We start from the raw sequence: 16,636 nt of genomic DNA, 5'->3' as shown, positions 1-16,636 counted from the left end.
GATTTAGATTGGAAGTATGTCACTTGGCCTGAATATCCTGCTGATTTTCGTCTTTCTGTTGCTCGGATCCGTGTTCGCCGGCACCGAACTGGCGCTGGTGAGCCTGCGCGGATCGCAGATCGACCAGATGGAACAGGAGGATGCCCGAGGCAAGCGGGTGGCGCAGATCGCACGCGATCCGAACACGTTCCTGTCGACGGTGCAGATCGGCGTGACGCTGTCCGGATTCCTGTCCGCATCATTCGGCGAATCCTCGATCGCACCGTATATCGTGCCTATCGTCGAAGGCTGGGGCGTGCCGAAAAGCGTGGCCTCTCCCCTGACCACCATCGTGCTGACGCTGATCATCTCATACTGCTCGATCGTCATCTCCGAGCTGGTGCCGAAACGTATCGCCATGCAACGCAACGAACAGATCGCACGTGCCGTGGTGCCGGCCATCCACGTATTCGCAAAGGTCTGCAAGCCGATCATCTGGCTGATAGGCAAGAATACGAACGGTCTCGTGCGACTGCTCGGCTTCGACCCGAACGAGACCGACAGCGAGGTCTCCGACGAGGAGCTGCGCGTACTCGTCAACACCAACACCAATCTGAGCAAAGACGAACGTACGATTCTCGATGACGTGTTCGATGCGTCCGAAACGATTGTGGCCGAGGTCATGCGTCCCCGCGCCGACGTGGTCTTTCTGGATGGCGGCATGTCTATCGGCGAGGCGGCCGCCTATGTACGTGAGATGCCGTATTCCCGCTACCCCGTGACCGGTAAGGACTTCGATGATGTGCTCGGTTTCGTGCATGTGCGGGATCTGCTCGACATCCGCGATCCGGAAGCGAAGACCGTGGCCGACGTGACGCGCGAGGGCATCTCTCTGCCAGGCACGTCCAAGCTGCTACCAAGTCTTGAACTGCTGCGCAAACGCGGCATCCATCTGGCGGTCGTCATCGACGAATACGGCGGCACCGACGGCATCGTGACGCTGGAAGACATGACCGAGGAGCTCGTCGGCGACATCCGCGATGAATATGATCTGCCGGAGGAAAAGGGCGGTGAGCGCACCGAACGCACCGCGTTCGTGAACGGAGTGGCCACCATCGAAGGCGGCATGACGATCGAGGATTTCGCCGATCTGACCGGCATTGAACTGGAGGACGGCCCTTACGAGACGGTGGCCGGCTATTTTCTGGCGCATACCGGCAAGATGGGCGAGGTCGGCGACGTGCTCACCTCCGACGACGGCTACGACATGACCATCACCAACGTGGATGGCCGACGCATCGAAACCATCGAGGTGCGCCGCCATGCCGATCATACCGACGGCAAGTAGGCTCGCTACATCCTCGACCACCCTTTTTACCCCTCCGCCTTCGGCTTACAGCGTATTAAACCCCTTCCGCCTTTTCTAGACTTGAAGCGTGCACATCATACGCACGCAATTCCATCGAACGGAAGGACAGCGATCATGGCATTGACATTCATTGTTCCGGGGCTCGACGAGGCCGCCTCGGAAAAGATCATCGGCATTCTGCAGAATCGTCTGAGCCAGGAGCAGGAGGCCGCTCTGGTGTTGAAGCATGCGCATTGGAACGTGACCGGGGAGAACTTCATCGCCGTGCATGAGATGATCGACCCGCAGGTCGAGGCCGTACTCAATATGGCCGACGAGACCGCCGAGCGCATCGCCACCTTGGGAGGATCCCCCGATGGACGCGCGGATGCAATCACCCGCTTCCGTACCTGGCCGAAGTTCGAAGTGGAGGGCCGGGGCAATACCTTGGACTATCTCAAGGCTCTCGACGCCTATTACAGCGAGTTCATCAAGGCAAGCCGCACGGCCATTACCGAACTGGACGAGCTGGATGTGATCAGCTCCAACATCATGCAGGATCATGTGCAGGAGCTCGAGAAGTTCCAGTGGTTCATGCGTAGTCATCTGGCGTGATTCATGGCCTCTGCGCCACTGACACCCGTATAGGGCGCCGTCGATTGGTCTCCGGTCGACGGCGCCCTTTGCATTGCAGCGTCTTACATCGTTTTATAGCAGTGTTCCACACCGTGTTTCACGGCATTCGCGGTATGTCTACAGCACCACGTGCCGGTTGATATCGCGACGTAGCTGGCGCCATCGCGGCAGATAGGCGTCCATACGCCGCTGGAAGCCGACTCCATGCCCGTTCTCCCACAGATGCGTCATTTCATGTACGAGCACGTATTCCAGGAATTTCGGATCCATCAGTCCCAGCTGCAGATTCAGTCTGATACGACCGGTTTTGGGCGTGCACGATCCCCAGCGGGACGTCATGATGCGCAGGGTGATGTGTGTGGGCTCGCGGCCGACGATCGGGCCCCATGTTGCGAGTAAGTCCGGCAATTGAGTCTCGATGTTGCGCTGCGCCCGCACCCTGTTCTCGTCGTTCCAGACGAAGGTAGGCGGATTATCGGGATTGCCGTCGAGTGGCACGCCCTGATCCGATGATGCTTCCCCACGCCGGATCTCCATCTCCCGCGCCAGCATCATCTTCCGCTGGGCCCGTTCGATCCAGGACTTTCTCTCGGTCACGAACCGCTCGATGATGCCCGCCGACATCCGTTGCGGCGCCGAAACTTCGATACTGGCATCCGGCGGTTTGATACGCAGATACATGTTCTTGATCGGTTTGCGGGTGATATGTACCGTCATGCCTGCGATTTCGGTGGACTCCTCGGCAAGCGCCCGATTGCGGCCTCGCACTCCCCTGCTGTCACTTCGAGTATTGGTCTGACGGCTGTATGACATGTCTGCCATTGTGTCGCGAACCCGGGTCATAGCGGGAAGTGGTCGGATCCCGCCTTACGGGTGGGCCTGTATTGCGGAAGGATTCTTCCTGCCCCGTAGATACCAACAGGACGTCAGTTCTGCGACACGCCGAAATACACCCTTGAGTTGACTTTCAGAATCCTTCGGGTAATATTTCAACTCGTTGTGCTTACGAGTACAGCAAGTTGGGCCCGTAGCTCAGGTGGTTAGAGCGCATCCCTGATAAGGATGAGGTCGGAGGTTCAAGTCCTCCCGGGCCCACGTAGATGGGAATGAAGCGGCATGGCCGCTTTTTTCACCTATGGGGCTATGGCGCAGCTGGTAGCGCATCTGCTTTGCAAGCAGAGGGTCGCCGGTTCGAACCCGGCTAGCTCCACGGGGCTATGGCGCAGCTGGTAGCGCATCTCCATGGCATGGAGAGGGTCAGGGGTTCGAATCCCCTTAGCTCCACGACCAAGGCTTCCGGATTCTTCCGGAAGCCTTTTTCATTTCCTGATGGACCGCATGGATATCCGTAATTCCAACGCTTCACGCTGTTTTTCCTCAACGACGGGCATTGGCTACGCACACTGTCCGATTTGACCTATTGGGTACCCGAATCGGTACCCAATAGGTGTCATTTGAGGTGGAGAAGGCCGGTCTATCGTCAGATATGAGCCGCGTTTTGCTTGGCGAGCTCATCGCGAATCTGCTGAAGCAGTTGCACCGTCTGTTCTTCGGCAGTCGTTTCGGCGGCAGCCTCTTCTTCGGCCTTCTTATCTTCGGCAAGCTTGGTCTTGGCCAGCAGCGCCTCGGTCACATCACGGAACTTATTGATGGGTACCAGAATGCAGAAATACACGGCGACGGCGATGATCAGGAAGTTCAGGATCGCGCCGAGCACGGCACCAAACGAAACGGTCGCACCGTTGAACGTGATCGCCAGCAGACCGTCCATATTGGGCTTGCCGAAGATCATGGCGATGAATGGGTTGATGACGCTGTCCACGATCGCGTTGACCACAGTGGTGACGGCACCGCCCATAACGACGCCGACCGCCATGTCGATCATGTTGCCGCGTGCGATGAACTTCTTGAATCCTTCAATCATGATTCCTCCCGAGGGTTTCTCGTTGCTTGAATTATTTTCGGAAGACATCTTCATCGATTCCTCCGAAGCCTTCCACCCCTAATCCTATAGGAATCATGAACTACGGCCATTCGTCCGATTCCGGAGAATCGGACATCAACCTCCCAGCCAAATCCTGAACAATATCTTGTGACGCCCAACCTTGCACATCTAGAATGAAACCGTCTTATTGATAACCCAACTATCCCGAAGGGGAAGAATATGCTCACTGACGAGTACGTCAAGCGCGTATACGCACAAGTCGAACAACGCGATGGCGACCAGCCGGAATTCCTGCAGGCCGTCCGCGAGGTCCTCGAAAGCCTCGAACCGGTGGTCGCAAAACACCCTGAATACGAGAAGGCAGGCGTGCTTGAGCGCCTCGTCGAGCCGGAACGCGTGGTCAAGTTCCGCGTCGCTTGGACCGATGATGAAGGCAACGTACAGGTCAACCGCGGCTATCGTGTTCAGTTCAACTCCGCGATCGGCCCGTACAAGGGCGGCCTGCGCTTCCATCCGAGCGTGAATGAGGGTGTGATCAAGTTCCTCGGCTTTGAACAGATCCTCAAGAACTCGCTGACCAGCCTGCCGATGGGCGGCGGCAAGGGCGGCTCCGACTTCGATCCGAAAGGCAAGTCCGATGCCGAAGTCATGCGTTTCTGCCAGGCTTTCATGACCGAGCTGTGCCGTCATATCGGCCAGTTCACCGACGTTCCGGCAGGTGACATCAACGTTGGCGGCCGTGAAATCGGCTACCTGTTCGGCCAGTACAAGCGCATCCGTGACGAATATTCCGGCGTGCTCACCGGCAAGGGCCTTGAGTTCGGCGGTTCCCTGGCACGTACCGAAGCCACCGGCTATGGCCTGTGCTATTACACTGCGGAGGCACTGCGTGTACTGAAGAACGATTCCTTCAAGGGCAAGACCGTGGCCATCTCCGGCTCGGGCAACGTGGCCATCTTCGCCACCGAGAAGGCTCAGGCTCTCGGTGCGAAGGTCGTGACCGCCTCCGATTCCAACGGCTACATCTATGATCCGAACGGCATTCAGCTCGATGTGGTCAAAGACATCAAGCTGGGGCACCGCGGCCGCATCAAGGAGTATGCCGAACGTGTGCCGGGCTCCGAATACCACGAAGGGTGCAAGGGTGTGTGGACGGTTCCGTGTGACATCGCATTGCCGTGCGCCACTCAGAACGAGATCGACGAGGAATCCGCCAAGACACTCGTGGCCAATGGCTGCACCGTGGTGTGTGAGGGCGCGAATATGCCGTCCACCCCGGAGGCAATCGCCGTCTACCAGGCCAATAACGTTCTCTACGGCCCCGCCAAGGCCGCAAACGCCGGTGGTGTGGCGGTTTCCGGTCTTGAGATGAGTCAGAACTCCTACCGCCTGTCTTGGAGCTTCGAAGAGGTGGATGACAAACTCAAGTCCATCATGGAGAATATCGTCGCCAGTTCTCTGGCCGCGGCCAAGGAATACGGCCATGAGGGTGATCTGATGCTCGGCGCCAACGCGGCCGGCTTCGTCAAGGTCGCCAACGCCATGGTCGCCCAAGGCGTGCTCTGATAGCCCAGTCCCAACCAAGCTTGCCGGTCCGTACGGATCGATTCCTCTCTATCTGCGCGGACCGGTTTTTCATTGCCTCGCCATTTGTCCGATTCCGGATTTTCGGACAAACAGAGTACGAGTAAAAACAGGAAGGCGGCACCTCCGGTAGGGGAGGTGCCGCCTTCTTACGTTCGTAATCATACGGTTGGATCAGTCGTCACCCAGCGTCACGTGGATGCCGCCCACCAGCGTGCTCACCACGTTGTACAGCAATGTGGAGATGGTCGCAAGCACGGTGATCAGTATCACCTCGAAGATCGAGAGGATGGTGACCGCGCTCAGCACGGTGCTCAGCGACAGCACATTGGCCAGATCGAATCCACCGGCATCCAGACCGGTGGAAGATACGATCTGCGTCACCTGATCGAAAACGCCGACCACATTCAGCATCATCCACAGCAGTGCCGCGGCAACGATCTGAATGATGCCTCCGGCTATGGAAAGCATGAACGACACCTTCGCCGCGGACCATGCGTCGATGCGCGTCAGAGACAGGCTCATGCGCCGTGCGCGAGGCACATTACGACGACTCTTGCCATGCACTGATTTGACCGCGCCTTCATGGGCACGCACCTGTTCGGCGCCGATCAGCGGCTGGCTCGAAGCGGAACGGGCCACACGGGGGGCGTGGGTTTCGGTTTCCTGAGCTTCGGATGCCGGAGACTGTACGCTCGGCTCTTGTTCTTCCATGTTCTCGCTCATCGTTGCTCCTTGCAAGATTATGCCCGGCTCTTAGGCTGAGGCTACCAGTGTTTGACGACGATTACTCGGTCTTGGCCGAGGCCTCTACATTCTCGCCCGATTGCGTGGTGGCCGCCTGTCCATCCGCCGCTTCCGAGGAGGATTGCGTGGCCGGTTCCTCGCTCTCGCTCTCCTGCTCGTCGTTGCGGGCGATGGAGATGATTTCATCGTTCTTGTCAGGCTTGGCGAGCGTCACACCTTGGGTGTTACGGCCCGTGCGCTTGACTTCGGCGACGTTGGAACGGATGACCTTGCCGGATTTCATGATGGCCATGACCTGGTCATCCTCCTCCACGATCACGGCACCCACCAGGGAGCCACGGCCTTCGGCCAGTTGCACGGCCTTGACGCCATAGCCGTTACGCCCCTGCAGACGGTACTCGCTGATGGCCGTACGCTTGGCGAAGCCTTCGTTGGTGACCACGAGCAGATCCTTGTCGGAATCGCCCCAGACCACATCCATAGCCAGCAGCTCGTCGCCTTCGCGGAACTTCATGCCCTGTACACCGGCGGTCTGACGGCCCATCGGGCGCAGTTGCTCATCGTTGGCCTGGAACTTCAGACTCATACCCAACTTGGATACGAGAATGATGTCGTCTTCGGCGTTGCACAGCGCGGCGCCGATCAGCTCATCGGCGTTTTCGCCGTTCTCATCGGTCATCAGACGCACTGCAATCAGGCCGCCCTGACGCGGGGAGTCATATTCGGACAGCGCCGTCTTCTTGACCTTGCCGGAACGGGTGGCGAGTACGAGATACTTGGCCACCTCGTAATTCGGAATCGACAGCACGGCCTGAATGGTCTCGTCCGGACCGAACTGCAGCAGGTTGGCCACATGCTGGCCCTTGGAATCACGCGATCCCTCCGGCAGCTCATAGGCCTTCAGGCGGTACACGCGGCCCTTATTGGTAAAGAACAGCAGCCAGTTGTGCGTACTGGTCAGGAAGAAGTGGTCGACCACGTCGTCCTCGCGTAGCTTGGCGCCCTTGATGCCCTTGCCTCCTCGGTGCTGTGCACGGTATTCGTCGGCCTTGGTGCGCTTGATGAAGCCGGAGTGGGTCACGGTCACGACCACGTTCTCTTCGGCGATCAGGTCTTCGACGTTCATTTCGCCGGAGTACGGCAGAATCCGGGTGCGCCGTTCGTCGCCGTACTTGGCGACGATTTCGTCAAGCTCATCGCCCACGATCTTGCGCTGTCGTTCCGGCTTGGCAAGGATGTCATTGTAGTCGGCGATCCTGCGCATGAGCTCATTGTGCTCGTCAAGGATCTTCTGACGTTCCAGGGCGGCCAGTCGGCGCAGCTGCATGGCCAGGATGGCATCGGCCTGCACCTCGTCCACGTCAAGCAGGTCCATAAGGCCCGTACGGGCGGTCTCAGCGGATTCGGAGGCACGAATGAGGGCGATGACCTCATCGATCATGTCAAGGGCCTTCAGATAGCCCTGCAGGATGTGGTCGCGCTCTTCGGCTTCACGCTTGAGGTAGGCGGTACGACGCGCGACCACGTCGAGCTGGTGGTTCACCCAGTGGCGGATGAACGCATCCAGGCTCAGCGTGCGCGGCACGCCGTCGACCAACGCCAGCATATTGGCGCCGAAGGTCTGCTGCAGCTGGGAATGCTTGTACAGATTGTTCAGGACCACCTTCGGCACGGCGTCGCGCTTGAGCACGAGCACAAGTCGCTGGCCGGTACGTCCGGAGGTCTCGTCACGCATATCGGCGATGCCTTGGATCTTGCCGTCACGCACCGCCTCGCGGATGGACACGACCAGTCGGTCCGGATTCACCTGATACGGCAGCTCGGTGATCACCAGGCACATACGGCCCTTGATCTCCTCGGTGTTCACGACCGCGCGCATGGTGATCAGGCCTCGGCCGGTACGGTAGGCCTGCTCGATGCCCTTGTGTCCGAGAATCGTCGCACCGGTGGGGAAGTCCGGTCCCTTGATGATGCGGATCAGATTGTCGAGCAGCTCCTCGCGGCTGGCGTCCGGATGATCCAGCGCCCAATGCACGCCTTCGGCCACCTCACGCATGTTGTGCGGCGGAATGTTGGTGGCCATGCCGACTGCGATACCCGATGAACCGTTGCATAGCAGGTTCGGGAAACGGGCCGGCAACACGGTCGGTTCTTGGGTCTTGCCGTCGTAGTTCGGCAGGAAGTCGACGGTGTCCTTGTCGATGTCGCGCACCATCTCCATGGCGAGAGGCGCCATACGGCATTCGGTGTAACGCATTGCCGCGGCCGGGTCGTCGCCGGGGGAGCCGAAGTTGCCTTGCCCGTCGACGAGCATGTAGCGCATCGACCAGGACTGTGCCATACGCACCAAGGTGTCGTAGATGGCGGAATCGCCGTGCGGATGGTATTTACCCATGACCTCGCCGACTACGCGGGCGCACTTGGAGTAGCCACGGTCGGGACGGTATCCGCCGTCGTACATCGCATAGATCACACGACGATGCACCGGCTTCATGCCGTCGCGCACGTCCGGCAACGCGCGGTCCACGATCACCGACATGGCGTATGACAGGTAGGAATCGCGCATCTCCTGACGCAAGTCCTTCTTCTGGATACGCTCGCCGGTCATCAGGCCGTAATCGGTGTTGTCGGCCTCCTGCGGGCTTAGCGGCTCCATGGAACCGTCAGGCACGAACTGGCCTTTTTCGTTGTTGTTGTTTTCGTCTGCCAATTTCTAATCCTTGCCTTGAAGTCCCTTATGCGTCGATCCAGCTGACCTTGTTGGCGTTGCGCTGGATGAACAGGCGACGGGGTTCGACCTCGTCTCCCATGAGCATGGAGAAGGTCTCGTCGGCCGCGGCCGCATCCTCGATCTGCACCTGCTTCAGGATGCGATGCTCCGGATCCATGGTGGTCTCCCACAGTTCCTGATAGCTCATCTCGCCCAGACCCTTGTAGCGTTGAATGCCTTCGCCCTTCGGAAGCTGACGGCCCGAGGCCTTGCCTTCGGCGAGCACACGGTCGCGCTCGGCGTCGGTATACACGAAGTCGTGCGCACCCTTGGTCCACTTCAGGCGGTACAGCGGCGGCATGGCCACATATACGTAGCCCGCGGTGATCATCGGCCTCATGTAGCGGAAGAACAGCGTCAGGTTCAGGGTGGCGATATGCGCGCCGTCCACATCGGCATCGGCCATGATGATGACCTTGTGATAGCGCACCTTGCTCAGGTCGAAATCCTCGCCATAGCCACCACCGACGGCGGTGATCAGCGATTCGATGGTTTCGGATTTCATCATGCGGTCCAGGCTGGCGCGCTCGGTGTTGAGGATCTTGCCTCGCAGCGGCAGGATGGCCTGCGTGATCGGGTTACGTCCCTGAATCGCGGAACCGCCTGCTGAATCGCCCTCCACGATGAACAGCTCGCATTCCTCAGGATTGTTGGACTGGCAGTCCTTGAGCTTGTCGGGCATGCCGGCCGACTCGAAAATCGACTTGCGACGGGTGTTCTCACGCGCCTTCTTGGCGGCGATACGTGCGCGGGAGGCTTCGATGGCCTTCTGGATGATGTTCTTGGCTTCGCTCGGGTGGGAGTCGAACCAGTCGCCGAGTTTGTCGGTCATCACACGCTGCACGAAGGTCTTGGCTTCGGAGTTGCCGAGCTTGGTCTTGGTCTGGCCCTCGAACTGCGGGGTGGTGAGTTTCACCGACACCACTGCGGTCAGGCCTTCGCGCACATCGTCACCGGAGAGGTTCTCATCCTTGTCTTTGAGAATGTTCTTCTCGCGGGCGTATCGGTTGATCAGCGAGGTCAGCGCCGCACGGAAGCCTTCCTCGTGGGTGCCGCCTTCGGTGGTGGAAATGGTGTTGGCGAAGGTGTGCACGGCCTCGGAATACGCGGTGGTCCATTGCATGGCGATTTCCGCGGAGATGCCGATTTTCAGGTCTTCCGCCTCGAAATCGATGACATTCTCCTCCACCGGCGTCGCCTTGCGGGATTTGACCAGATAGTCGACGTAGTCCTTGATGCCTTCGTTGTACTGGTAGGTGACGGTCTGATGCTTGGGTTCGGTGTCGTCGTTCTCACCCGCCACCTCATCGCCGGCCTGATCAGGCTCGCGCAGATCGGTCAGGGAGAGTTTCAGCCCCTTGTTCAGGAAGGCCATCTGCTGGAAACGATTGCGCAGGGTTTCGAAATCGTAGGTGGTGGTCTCGAAGATCTTGCCGTCTGCCCAGAAGGTAACGGAGGTACCGGTGGATTCGCCTTCGGCCATCGGCTCACCCTTGGCCAGGCGGGCGGTCGGCTTCTGGTCGATGTAGGTCTGGGTCCAATGGAAACCCTGACGTCGTACTTCGATGTCGACGCGGGTGGACAGCGCATTCACCACGGAGATGCCCACGCCGTGCAGACCGCCTGAGACCGCGTAGCCGCCGCCACCGAACTTGCCGCCTGCGTGCAGCTTGGTCATTACTGTCTCCACGCCGGAAACGCCTTCGCCCGGCACTTCGTCGACCGGAATGCCTCGACCGTCATCGACTACGCGGACGCCGCCGTCAGGCAGAATCGTCACTTCGATATGCGACGCATAGCCGGCCAAAGCCTCGTCGACGGAGTTGTCGACGATTTCGTAGACCAGATGATGCAAACCACGCGGACCGGTGGAGCCGATGTACATACCCGGGCGGATGCGTACCGCCTCGAGGCCTTCCAGCACCCTCAGATCGGAGGCGTCATAATGTTCGGGCGACAGCGAGTCGTCAAGCTGCGCGTCTTCGAGCTGATCGTTCTGAATCTGATCTTCCTGCGTGTGTTCAGCTGATTCATTTAGCGAATCCGCGTCAAGGTCTGCCACAGAGATTCCTTCCTGCATTTTTCCCGCCGACGAAGGTCATTTGCGTGGGCGATACCGCCTAGAACGCAAATAAAGGCCCCTTCTAGGCGTTTTACATACACTGCTTGATAGTCTACTCATGGAGGGGGACACCTCAATGGAGGCAGTATTCCTCGAAATAGCGCCGATTCTCCCTGCCTTCCATGGAAAACAGGGAGAGGATCGTCACAACGCCGTCAGACCAAGTGATGATTCAGTAACGAGTACGTCGGGAAATCCGCCCACGGCTGAACGACTGCTGCTGCGGACCCGTCACCCGCACCTCATTGATGGTCAGTCCTTCGAGTTTTTCACGGATGATACGTGTCAGTTCGGGAATCATATAGTTCAGCGTGGTGGTCCATGCGGGACTGTCGCAGCGAATCGTCAGAATGCCGTCACGCAGGGCCACAGGATAGGTATGCATGGCGTTCTCCCTGCCGACCACCTGATCCCAATGATTCTGCATCTGCGCGATCTTCAGATGCGGCGTCCATTTGCCTTGGGTCGCGATCAGGCCGAATATGTTGCCGACTTTCTGCGGATCCCGCCCCGGTTTGCCGAAATTCTCCCATGCCAGTCGCGCCTTGCGCTCACGTTCCTTCCGCAGTCCCGCACGATGCGAGATGCGTTCGAACACCTCAGCCGGCAGCTTGCGTTGGTCCAGCTTGAGTATGTCGCAGACGGGAGGGTTCGGCATCAGCGCTCATCCTCCTTCCGTTCCGCGGTCGCACTCCGCCCGGCAGCCAATGCGGCCATCATCGTGACCAATCCGTCGTCTTCGCCGGCATGCTCGCGCAGCGCAGCCACGTCGATCACATGCGCCTGTGTCGCGGGAATGTCGCTGGCCGCGGCGACGGTGATCAGCACCTGATCCTGTCGCCCGGCGAAATCCAGGATCTGCTCGCGGCGAGACTCGTCAAGTTGGGCGAACACATCATCGAGAATCACGATCGGCTTGGCCTGCTGCTCGGTGCGGACCGTCTCATACAATGCCATCTTCAGCGCCAGCGCCATCGTCCACATTTCGCCGTTCGATGCGAATTCGCGAGCGGGCATGCCGTTCAATGTCAGGGTCAGATCGTCGCGGTGCGGACCGATCAGATTCTGCCCGCGTGCCACTTCACCGGGATAGATGCGTTGGAAATGCCGGCTGATTTCCGCGGCCGGCTCATCATAAAGCATCACTTCGTCGAAGGACGGCTCATAGTGCAGGGAGGCCTGCTGATCGTTCCCCGCCAAAGATGCATATACGCGATTGAACGGTTCGGCAAGTCGCTCGATCAGAGCGCTACGGTCACGGGTCAGCGCCATGCCGATGTCGATGAACTGTCCGGTCCAGATCTCCAGTCCGCTGAGGGCGGCCTGCCGGCCATACTGGGGATTGGTATCGCCGCGATCGCCGAGCTGCTTGAGCAGGGCCGTACGCTGCTTGGCGACATGTGTGAACTGTTGCAGTCGCTCCATATAGTACGGTATCAGCAGTGCACCCGCCTGGTTGATGAAGTTACGCCTGGTGGCCGGATCTCCTGAGATCAGTCGCTGGTCTTCAGGCGTGAAGGATACGGAGGGGATCCTGCCTATGACATCCCTCATGTACAGGGAGCTGCCGCCGTCGATGCGTGCACGGTTGGCGCCTCGTGCCGCGATGGTCACTTCATAGGAATGTCGGTTCCGCCCGTCCTCCACGTTCGCGCGGATGGTTGCCGAAGTGCAACCTCTTTCGATAAGCGGCAATGAGGATGAGGTGCGGTGGCTGGAGCCGGTTGACAGCACCTCCAAGGCTTCCACGATATTGGTCTTGCCCAGTCCGTTCGATCCCTGCAGAATGTTCACTCCCGGCTCGAAATCGAGCACGCAACGCTCCCAGGAACGGTAGTGATCGAGTGCGAGTCGGGAGATGTACATGGATGGGATCCTCGAATCGTGCATAAGTACGGGCTGAATATGCCGTTTCGGCGATATTCAGCCCATGTATCCGTTGTCGGTGTCAGCTGTTGAATCGCATCGGCACGAGCAGGTAGCGGTAATCCATGGATTCGTCGGAATCCGCCTCCTGCTGGCCGTTGAATTCCACCGGCTTGACGGCTGTAGTCATCTTCATGCGAACGAACGGCTCGCTGATGGCGCTCAGACCCTCCACCAGATAGGACGGATTGAAGGCCACGGTGATGTCGTCGCCATCCATATCGATGTCGATGCTTTCCCTGGCCTGGGCCTCGTCGGCGGTACCGGCCGACAGCGTCAGCTCCTGCCCGGAGAAGGCCATGCGAACCGGGGCATTGCGTTCGGCCACCAGGGAGACGCGCTTGATGGCGCCGATCAGTGCCTGCTTATCGATGACCGCATGAATCGGATATTCATCGGCGTATAGGCGGTCGACGGCGGGGAATTCCCCATCAATCAGCTGCGAGGTGGATACGCGCCCGGCATTTTCGAAGCCAAGCAGCGACGGGCTGTCCGGGTCGAAATCGAGGACGATGTTCTGATGCTCGTCGAGCGAGCGGGCCACATCACGCAGCAGTGTGCCGCGTACCAGAGCCGTGGTATTGATGTCGGGATTCTCCGGAGTCCAGGTGAAGCTCGAGCGTGATAGACGGAAGCGATCGGTGGAGCTCATGATGACCTTGTCACCTTGGAACTGTACGCGGATGCCGGTCAGTACCGGGCGGTTCTCTTCGCGGGAGACGGCCACGGAGGCCTGATTGACGGCCTGCATGAAGGTGGGGGAGTCCACCTGGCCCAGCTTGGCGGGGACCACGGGCAGGTCCGGGTATTCGCTATCCGGCATCAGCTGCATGGTGAATGTGGATTTGCCGGAGGTGATGGTCATGGTCGAGCCATCGGTCGACAGATAGGTCTTCTCGGCAGGGAGGGACTTGGTGATGTCGGCAAGGAGTTTGCCAAGAACCAGGGCCGTACCTGCCTCGTCGATGCCGGCTTCGATGTGGTGGCGTGCGGAAATCGCATAGTTGAAGGCGGAGAGCTGCAAGGTGCCATCGATGGCTTCGAGACGAATGCCTGCCAGAATCGGGGTTGCAGGACGGGCGTCGATGACGCGGGTGGTCCAGGCCACTGCGTCGGCAAGCGCTTGGGAATTGATTTCAACTTTCATGACGGAATCCTCATTTCGTTCAGGCTACAAGCCATTCTAGCGAAGTGCGTGGCGTCTGCGCATCATGGGGAATTCCCCACTTACGATGATGTCGACGATTTTCCTATTACAACCTTCCTTCGTCATAATAAGGCCTGTGGATAATGTGGGTAACTGTCGGAGAAGCACTGTTTGCAAGGCTTCCGGTGGATAACTCGAATGTGAATAACTTCGGGATGAAATGTGGACAAATGGACGACTTATCCACAGGCGGAACTGCGGCTAGGATTTATCCACAACCGAGGTTGGTGCATTCACGGGTTACCCACGGTCAAATTGGGTGTTTTCAACGGCTTAGTCACGGGATTTTCCCACATTTGTGTACAAGTATGTGGATAACTTCGACGCCTATTGTGTACAGCACGGCGTGTCAACGGCAGTAAATATTTACTTGAGTAAACTTATTTACCAATCGGAAAACCGGCTTCGAAACCTTAATTTTCGGCGGAATGCTGCTTCAGACGGACCGTCAGTTCCATCACATAGTTGTAGATTTCCTGCTTTTCCTGCATCTCGTCGCTGATACGGGTGTAGGCATGCATGACGGTGGTATGGTCCTTGCCTCCGAATACCAGGCCGATATCGTTCAGGCTCATGCTGGTGAGTTCACGCACCAGATACATGGCCACCTGACGCGCCAAGGCGATGTTCTTGGTGCGGGAGCGTCCGACGATGTCGTCGAAGGTCAGATGGAAATACTTGGCCACCTGACTGATGATGTCGGCCGGTTTGATCTCCACATCGGAGGTGAAGAAGTCCTGCAGGGTATGCTCCGCCAGCGCGCGGGTAACCGGCTGGTTGCTGAGCGAGGCCATGGCGGTCACGCGGTTCAGCGCGCCTTCCAGCTCACGGATGTTCTCGGTGAAGCGTTCCGCGATGAGGTTGAGCACATCGTTGGGAATATGGGAGCCGTTCATGGTGGCCATCATGCGCAGGATGGCGATTCTGGTTTCCAGATCCGGCGGCTTGACGTCAACGGTCAGGCCGGATTCGAAGCGGGAAATGAGACGCGCCTGAAAGCCCTTGAGGTCCTTGGGCGGTACGTCGGAGGCGATCACGATGCGCTTATTGGCCTGGTGCAACGTGTTGAACGTATGGAAGAACTGCTCGAGCGTGGCCTCCTTGCCGCTCAGGAACTGGATGTCATCGATGAGCAGTACGTCGACCTCGCGGTAACGACGGTTGAATTCCTTGATCTGGCCGGAATTCTGATTCGTATCGCCCAGCGCCTCGATGAACTCGTTGGTGAATTCCTCGCTGGTCACGTAGCGGACCTTCAGATTCGGGTCCTTGACCAAGGCATAATTGCCGATGGCATTCAGCAGATGCGTTTTGCCCAGGCCGGAACCGCCGTAGATGCACAACGGGTTGAAATCATGACCCGAGCCTTCGGCCACGGCCAGCGCCACGGTGCGTGCGAAGCGGTTGGAATCACCCGGCACAAAGGTATCGAAGGTGGCGTTCTTGTTCAGATGGGTCTGTGGATCCAGCAAAGGCCTGTTCTGGCCGCTGGGGAAAGTTCCCTGCTCGGTGGTGCGGAACGGCTGCTCCGGCATGCTGGTGGGGATGGGAAGCTGCCCCTGCGTCGATTCCTCGTGCTGGCTGCGCGGCTTGCGGTCGAAATGCGGGTATTCCTCGATTTCCGGTTCGACAGGCTGTTGCATCGGCACGATCTTGAATGCGGGGAAGATGTCCTGCTCAGCGGAATCCTTCAACGCCTCCATCAGCGGCTGGTTCAATTCGGTCTGCAGTGCCTGCTGGGTTGCGGCGCTGGGTACGCATAATACGATGGTCGGGCCCCACATGCCCTCGGGGACCACGTTTTCCAGCCAACCCTTGTCCCGGGCGGAAAGCTTTGGATTCTGGCGCAGCAATGCCAGCGCGTCAGACCATACACCGCGAGCCTGATCGAGAGGATCATGGGGAGTATCGACCATGGATTCCCTTTCCCAATAGACGGCCTGCGGATGTACAACTGTTTCTTTTTACTCCCTTTTCCCCAAGTTATCCACCGTCTAGCGTGTTGAAAAGGCTGAAATGTGAATAACATGAATGTAATTTGTGGATAACTTTCATGGGGAATTCGGCGTTGTTCCAACGGTTTTGTGGATATTTGACCGGGAGGATTCCCCTCTTATCCGACAGGGAATGACTCACGATTTTGACTGTGTTCAGGGGTCAGAGTAATTTAGTAGAGCTTGACTCATGAGGAGCCGTGCCTTGGCATGGCTAAAACACCGGGAGCATTAATTATGAAGAGGACATTCCAGCCGAACAACCGTCGTCGTCACATGAAGCACGGTTTCCGTCAGCGCATGCGCACCCGCGCAGGTCGCGCCCTGATCAATCGTCGCCGCGCCAAGGGCCGCAAGTCCCTCGCTGCCTGATTGTAT

The 16,636-nt window shown here is 58.7% G+C and carries 13 protein-coding genes and 3 tRNA genes; 7 read left to right on the top strand and 9 right to left on the bottom strand.

What is annotated here, in order from left to right; translation table 11 throughout:
• The first annotated feature begins 16 nt into the window (after positions 1–16).
• Both BMOU_RS06565 and BMOU_RS06560 read left to right on the top strand, forming a co-directional pair.
• Complete coding sequence (locus BMOU_RS06565; RefSeq protein WP_034876041.1) at positions 17–1,327, top strand: hemolysin family protein; 1,311 nt, start codon at positions 17–19, stop codon at positions 1,325–1,327.
• Between the two features lie 135 nt (positions 1,328–1,462).
• Complete coding sequence (locus BMOU_RS06560; RefSeq protein WP_034876038.1) at positions 1,463–1,942, top strand: Dps family protein; 480 nt, start codon at positions 1,463–1,465, stop codon at positions 1,940–1,942.
• Positions 1,943–2,080: 138 nt separating this feature from the next.
• Here the strand turns inward: BMOU_RS06560 and BMOU_RS06555 are convergent, their stop codons facing one another.
• The gene (locus BMOU_RS06555; RefSeq protein WP_371851405.1) at positions 2,081–2,776 is read right to left on the bottom strand and encodes a M48 family metallopeptidase; all 696 of its coding nucleotides are present in this window, start codon (positions 2,774–2,776) and stop codon (positions 2,081–2,083) included.
• Between the two features lie 208 nt (positions 2,777–2,984).
• On the opposite strand from BMOU_RS06555, the gene BMOU_RS06550 reads away from it, so the two are divergent.
• From BMOU_RS06550 to BMOU_RS06540, 3 genes are all read left to right on the top strand, one after another.
• Positions 2,985–3,058: transfer RNA gene (locus BMOU_RS06550), tRNA-Ile, on the top strand.
• Positions 3,059–3,100: 42 nt separating this feature from the next.
• Positions 3,101–3,173, top strand: a tRNA-Ala gene (locus BMOU_RS06545).
• Position 3,174: 1 nt separating this feature from the next.
• Positions 3,175–3,247 (top strand) — tRNA-Ala (locus tag BMOU_RS06540).
• A gap of 196 nt (positions 3,248–3,443) precedes the next feature.
• On the opposite strand, the gene BMOU_RS06535 is transcribed toward BMOU_RS06540, so the two are convergent.
• The gene (locus BMOU_RS06535; RefSeq protein ID WP_003838091.1) at positions 3,444–3,887 is read right to left on the bottom strand and encodes an MscL family protein; all 444 of its coding nucleotides are present in this window, start codon (positions 3,885–3,887) and stop codon (positions 3,444–3,446) included.
• 240 nt (positions 3,888–4,127) lie between these two features.
• Between BMOU_RS06535 and gdhA the strand changes: the two genes are divergently transcribed.
• On the top strand, positions 4,128–5,474 hold the full coding sequence (gene gdhA / locus BMOU_RS06530) for an NADP-specific glutamate dehydrogenase (protein ID WP_034876032.1): 1,347 nt from the start codon (positions 4,128–4,130) through the stop codon (positions 5,472–5,474).
• Positions 5,475–5,666: 192 nt separating this feature from the next.
• On the opposite strand, the gene BMOU_RS06525 is transcribed toward gdhA, so the two are convergent.
• The 7 genes from BMOU_RS06525 to dnaA form a co-directional block, all read right to left on the bottom strand.
• Entirely contained in the window at positions 5,667–6,218 is a 552-nt protein-coding gene (locus BMOU_RS06525) for a DUF3566 domain-containing protein (protein ID WP_034876029.1), read from the bottom strand.
• A 61-nt stretch (positions 6,219–6,279) separates the two neighbouring features.
• Positions 6,280–8,949 (bottom strand): DNA gyrase subunit A, encoded by a 2,670-nt coding sequence (gene gyrA / locus BMOU_RS06520; RefSeq protein ID WP_034876026.1) that lies wholly within the window; start codon positions 8,947–8,949, stop codon positions 6,280–6,282.
• 25 nt (positions 8,950–8,974) lie between these two features.
• Complete coding sequence (gene gyrB / locus BMOU_RS06515; RefSeq protein WP_034876023.1) at positions 8,975–11,089, bottom strand: DNA topoisomerase (ATP-hydrolyzing) subunit B; 2,115 nt, start codon at positions 11,087–11,089, stop codon at positions 8,975–8,977.
• A gap of 214 nt (positions 11,090–11,303) precedes the next feature.
• Positions 11,304–11,789 (bottom strand): DciA family protein, encoded by a 486-nt coding sequence (locus BMOU_RS06510; protein WP_034876020.1) that lies wholly within the window; start codon positions 11,787–11,789, stop codon positions 11,304–11,306.
• Positions 11,789–12,997 (bottom strand): DNA replication/repair protein RecF, encoded by a 1,209-nt coding sequence (gene recF / locus BMOU_RS06505; RefSeq protein ID WP_034876018.1) that lies wholly within the window; start codon positions 12,995–12,997, stop codon positions 11,789–11,791. Before recF ends, BMOU_RS06510 begins: the two co-directional genes overlap by 1 nt.
• 82 nt (positions 12,998–13,079) lie before the next feature.
• On the bottom strand, positions 13,080–14,204 hold the full coding sequence (gene dnaN, locus BMOU_RS06500; RefSeq protein WP_034876016.1) for a DNA polymerase III subunit beta: 1,125 nt from the start codon (positions 14,202–14,204) through the stop codon (positions 13,080–13,082).
• Between the two features lie 473 nt (positions 14,205–14,677).
• The gene (gene dnaA, locus BMOU_RS06495) at positions 14,678–16,180 is read right to left on the bottom strand and encodes a chromosomal replication initiator protein DnaA (protein ID WP_034876013.1); all 1,503 of its coding nucleotides are present in this window, start codon (positions 16,178–16,180) and stop codon (positions 14,678–14,680) included.
• Positions 16,181–16,495: 315 nt separating this feature from the next.
• Between dnaA and rpmH the strand changes: the two genes are divergently transcribed.
• Positions 16,496–16,630, top strand: a complete 135-nt coding sequence (gene rpmH / locus BMOU_RS11020) for a 50S ribosomal protein L34 (RefSeq protein ID WP_003807168.1) — start codon at positions 16,496–16,498, stop codon at positions 16,628–16,630.
• The last annotated feature ends 6 nt before the right edge of the window (positions 16,631–16,636 follow it).

The sequence above is a fragment of the Bifidobacterium moukalabense DSM 27321 genome (assembly GCF_000522505.1).
Classification (GTDB): domain Bacteria; phylum Actinomycetota; class Actinomycetes; order Actinomycetales; family Bifidobacteriaceae; genus Bifidobacterium; species Bifidobacterium moukalabense.
Note: the sequence above shows the minus strand (reverse complement) of the source record. Positions and strands in the feature narration are given on the sequence as shown.

Coding starts and splice junctions, on each gene's coding strand:
- BMOU_RS06565 (WP_034876041.1), top strand. CDS start 17: ATGTCACTTGGCCTGAATATCCTGCTGATTTTCGTCTTTCTGTTGCTC.
- BMOU_RS06560 (WP_034876038.1), top strand. CDS start 1,463: ATGGCATTGACATTCATTGTTCCGGGGCTCGACGAGGCCGCCTCGGAA.
- BMOU_RS06555 (WP_371851405.1), bottom strand. CDS start 2,776: ATGTCATACAGCCGTCAGACCAATACTCGAAGTGACAGCAGGGGAGTG.
- BMOU_RS06535 (WP_003838091.1), bottom strand. CDS start 3,887: ATGATTGAAGGATTCAAGAAGTTCATCGCACGCGGCAACATGATCGAC.
- gdhA (WP_034876032.1), top strand. CDS start 4,128: ATGCTCACTGACGAGTACGTCAAGCGCGTATACGCACAAGTCGAACAA.
- BMOU_RS06525 (WP_034876029.1), bottom strand. CDS start 6,218: ATGAGCGAGAACATGGAAGAACAAGAGCCGAGCGTACAGTCTCCGGCA.
- gyrB (WP_034876023.1), bottom strand. CDS start 11,089: ATGCAGGAAGGAATCTCTGTGGCAGACCTTGACGCGGATTCGCTAAAT.
- BMOU_RS06510 (WP_034876020.1), bottom strand. CDS start 11,789: ATGCCGAACCCTCCCGTCTGCGACATACTCAAGCTGGACCAACGCAAG.
- recF (WP_034876018.1), bottom strand. CDS start 12,997: ATGTACATCTCCCGACTCGCACTCGATCACTACCGTTCCTGGGAGCGT.
- dnaN (WP_034876016.1), bottom strand. CDS start 14,204: ATGAAAGTTGAAATCAATTCCCAAGCGCTTGCCGACGCAGTGGCCTGG.
- dnaA (WP_034876013.1), bottom strand. CDS start 16,180: ATGGTCGATACTCCCCATGATCCTCTCGATCAGGCTCGCGGTGTATGG.
- rpmH (WP_003807168.1), top strand. CDS start 16,496: ATGAAGAGGACATTCCAGCCGAACAACCGTCGTCGTCACATGAAGCAC.